This window comes from Dietzia sp. Cai40, from assembly GCF_014145165.1.
GTDB classification, from domain to species: Bacteria; Actinomycetota; Actinomycetes; order Mycobacteriales; family Mycobacteriaceae; genus Dietzia; species Dietzia natronolimnaea.
Genome location: NZ_JAALEB010000388.1, coordinates 1 through 1,469, shown reverse-complemented (window position 1 = coordinate 1,469; position 1,469 = coordinate 1). Strand labels below are relative to the sequence as shown.

The following is a 1,469-nucleotide window of genomic DNA, read 5'->3' as shown; positions in this document are numbered from 1 at the left end:
TGGCGGCGCCGGTGGCAGTGGCAGTGGCGGGGGAGATCCGGGCGACCAGCCTGGTGTGGAGGACGCCGACCGCCTCGAGCAGCGCGTCCCGGGCGGCGTGTCCCACTCCCGTCGCGTTGATCAGGCCGTGCACGTGGCCGCTGTGCCGTCGGAGGGTCACGTCGACCCCCGCCTCGACCAGTGCGGCCGCGTAGCGTTCGCCCTCGTCACGGAGCACGTCGAAACCGGCCACCACGACGTAGGCCGGGGGCGCGTGGCCCAGCTCGCCGGCGAGCAGTGGCGAGACGCGCGGGTCCAGGGCCTGTTCGGGATCGGCGAGATAGTGGGACTTGTACCAGTCCATCTGCGCCTCGGTGAGGAAGAACCCTCGTCCGAACAACTCGTACGACCGGTGCTTGGTGGACAGGTCCGTGACCGGGTTGAACAGGACCTGCATGGCCGGCGGGGTCCATCCGGGGGCGCGGTGCAGGGCGACCACCGCGGCCAGGTTCCCGCCCGCGCTCTCGCCCCCGATCGCGATCGCCCGTGGGTCGAGGTCGTACTCCGCCGCGTGCTCGACGACGTGCCCGAACGCCGCGAGGGCGTCGTCCAGGCCGGCGGGGAACGGGTGCTCCGGAGCCAGCCGGTAGTCGATCGAGATGACGGTCAGCGGGGTGTGGGCGGCGAGGAAGCGGGACACCGAGTCGCCCGAGTCGAGGTCGCCCAGGACCCAGCCGCCACCGTGGAGGTACACCAGGGCGGCGCTCGGCCCCTCGATCCCCGCGGGCCGGTACAGGCGAGCCGGGATCGGGCCGTTCGGACCGGGGATGGTGAGGGGACGGACGGTCTCGACGGGGGTCTGGTGACCGAAGACGAAGGCCTCGCCCGCGATCTGGTCCCGTCCCCGGTCCAGCGGCATCTGTTCGAAGGTCTCGGACACCCCGAGGTTCAACAGTCTGGTGCCGACCTGGGCTTCGAGGCCGAGCTGCTGCCCGTCGACCCGGACCGGGGGCCCGGCGATCAGTCGCTGGATCGGGGACGGTGCCGCCCCGATGAGGCGGATGACGCGGCGGAGCACGCGTTCCGCGAGAGGTCTGTGCGTGGGGCTCATCTGGGTATCGATTCTGCGAGGCCGAACTGGAGGTGCGACCACCGTATGCCGAACTTGGACGCGCGTCCAGTATTTCCCGGAAAATCCCGGATCGACCCTCCCGCGCCCGCCCCGGTCCCCGCCGATCGGGCCCGGATCCTGGACACCCGTCCTACACTCGGCGCCATGGATCGAGGCCCACAGCGGCACGCGGACGCCGCCGACGTGATCGTGATCGGCAGCGGGTTCGGTGGCGCGGTCAGCGCCCTCCGGCTGGCCGAGCAGGGGCTCACGGTCCTGGTGCTCGAACAGGGTCGTCGTCATTCCCCCGACGATCTCCTGGCCGCCCGCAGGGACCCGCGCAGGTACCTCTGGATGCCCGGTCTGGGCCTGCGCGGCT

At 71.9% G+C, this 1,469-nt stretch carries 2 protein-coding genes; one reads left to right on the top strand and one right to left on the bottom strand.

From position 1 onward, the window contains the following. Window positions 1–1,090, bottom strand: a 1,090-nt coding sequence (locus G6022_RS14105; RefSeq protein WP_206682384.1) for an alpha/beta hydrolase, incomplete at its 3' end; no start/stop codon positions are given. 165 nt (window positions 1,091–1,255) lie between these two features. Between G6022_RS14105 and G6022_RS14100 the strand changes: the two genes are divergently transcribed. Further along, a partial coding sequence (locus tag G6022_RS14100) for an FAD-dependent oxidoreductase (RefSeq protein ID WP_182691815.1) occupies window positions 1,256–1,469 on the top strand: 214 nt, incomplete at its 3' end.